General features: G+C 67.0%; 2 protein-coding genes and 1 pseudogene. 2 read left to right on the forward strand and 1 reads right to left on the reverse strand.

Annotated features, from left to right (window positions below):
* A partial coding sequence (locus WBF82_RS18425; RefSeq protein ID WP_424384396.1) for an alpha/beta hydrolase occupies positions 1-1441 on the forward strand: 1441 nt, incomplete at its 5' end.
* Between the two features lie 161 nt (positions 1442-1602).
* Positions 1603-1878 (forward strand): hypothetical protein, encoded by a 276-nt coding sequence (locus WBF82_RS18430; protein ID WP_424384397.1) that lies wholly within the window; start codon positions 1603-1605, stop codon positions 1876-1878.
* A gap of 64 nt (positions 1879-1942) precedes the next feature.
* Here WBF82_RS18430 and WBF82_RS18435 read toward each other — a convergent pair.
* A pseudogene (locus tag WBF82_RS18435) lies at positions 1943-2049 on the reverse strand (rhodanese-like domain-containing protein); the annotation flags it as partial.

Here is a 2049-nt window from a genome sequence, read left to right on the forward strand (position 1 = left end):
GGAGTCCAGCCCGCCGGCACCGCGCCGCGCGTGGCTGATCCTGATCGCCGCCGGAGCGGTCGGCATGGTCGCGATGGTGATCTGGTTTCACGTCTGGCAGGACCGGGTGCGCGATTTGATGGGCGTAACGCATCTGAGGTGGAGCGACTATCCCCTGGCCACCGCAGTTTCGTTGCTCGTGCTGTTCGCCGTCGTCGAGGTCGGCCAGCTCGTCCGCCGATTGGTCCGCTTCCTGGATCTGCGACTCGATCGCTTTGCGCCGCCGCGGGTTTCAGCCGTCATCGTGGTTTTCCTACTGGTGGCGCTGACGATCGCGTTGCTCAACGGCGTGGTGGTGAAATTCGCGATGCGGACCATGAACAACACGTTCGCGGCGGTCAACGACGAAATCAATCCCGACACCGCCGCGCCGACGACACCGCTGCGCTCCGGGGGGCCGCAGTCACTGGTGTCCTGGGAATCGCTGGGACATCAGGGCCGCATCTTCGTGGCGGGCGGGCCCACCGTCGCGCAACTCACGGCGTTCAACGGCGTCCCGGCGGTCGAACCGATCCGTGCTTACGCCGGACTGGACTCCGACAACGGCATCACCGCCGCCGCGGAGTTGGCCGCGCGCGAGTTGCAGCGCACCGGTGGACTGCGTCGCGCCGTCGTCGCGGTCGGAACCACCACCGGCACCGGCTGGATCAACGAGGCGGAAGCTTCGGCGTTGGAGTACATGTACAACGGCAACACCGCGGTCGTCAGCGTGCAGTACTCGTTCCTGCCCAGCTGGCTGTCGTTTTTGGTGGACAAGGAGAACGCCCGCCACGCCGGCCAAGCGCTGTTCGAGGCGGTGGACCGGCTGGTCCGCGAGCTGCCGGAAGCGCAGCGCCCCAAGCTCGTCGTGTTCGGCGAAAGCCTGGGCTCCTTCGGCGGCGAAGCGCCGTTCATGAGCCTCAACAACGTGCTGGCCCGCACCGACGGCGCGCTGTTTTCCGGGCCGACATTCCAGAACACCATCTGGACCGATCTGACCGCGACCCGCGATCGCGGATCACCGGGATGGCTGCCGATCTACGACCACGGACGCAACGTGCGCTTCGTCGCCCGCCCAAGCGATTTGGATCGTCCGCACGCGCCGTGGCAGCACCCCCGGGTGGTCTATCTCCAACACGCCTCCGACCCCATCGCCTGGTGGAATCCCGACCTGCTGTTCCGCCGACCGGACTGGTTACGCGAAAAGCGTGGTTATGACGTGCTGCCCGAGACCGAGTGGATCCCGGTGGTGACCTTTTTGCAGGTGTCGGCCGACATGGCGGTGGCCACAGATGTACCAGCCGGGCACGGTCATGTTTACGTCGCCGACGTTGCCAATGGCTGGGCGGCGGTGTTGCAGCCGCCGGGTTGGTCGCCGGCCAAGACCGCTAAATTGCGGCCGCTGCTGCGGGCCAGCGATTGATGCGGACCAATGGTCTCTAAGTGTGCGGCGGGTTTCGGCCGGCTGAACACTAGTTACGCCGCAATGAATAACTATCGCTCAGCTCAATTAAGTGGCAACATTTGCTCACCGGGCACCGATGAAAAAGTGTGAGTTGCGGCACTCGGTGAAGGGAGTGATCAATGACTCGGACAAAGTCATCCGGCGCCCGCGGCAGGATCGCGAAGATCGCGGTGACGGGACTGCTTTTCGGCATACCCGTCGTCGCTGTGAGCATCCCGGCGTTTGCGGCGCCCGGCGGCGCACCGGCGGTACTTCCGGCGCCACTGCCAGCGGATCCACCCCCCAATCCGCCGGAGCCGCCGACGCACCACCAAGCGCCGCCTCCCCCGGTGTACAGCGAGACCGAGGACTGGTGGGGCTACGGCGACTCGGGTGGCGGCGGCGGTGGCGGCTAAGCCGGGCTAGCGGGCGATCGCAAGCGCGGCGAAGCCGGGCGCAGCGGGTTCGCCCGCCGACAAACTAACGCGCGGCCAGCACTCCGGCGGCGGCCAGCGCTTGATACCCCCCGACGACGTCGGTGGCGCGGTGCAGGCCGAGATCCTGCAGCGCGGCCGCCGCGAGGCTGG

The organism is Mycobacterium sp. (genome assembly GCF_049673265.1).
Lineage (GTDB): Bacteria > Actinomycetota > Actinomycetes > Mycobacteriales > Mycobacteriaceae > Mycobacterium.

What these genes read in the sequence shown, in the direction of transcription:
- WBF82_RS18430 (WP_424384397.1), top strand. Translation starts at nt 1,603, where the DNA reads ATGACTCGGACAAAGTCATCCGGCGCCCGCGGCAGGATCGCGAAGATC.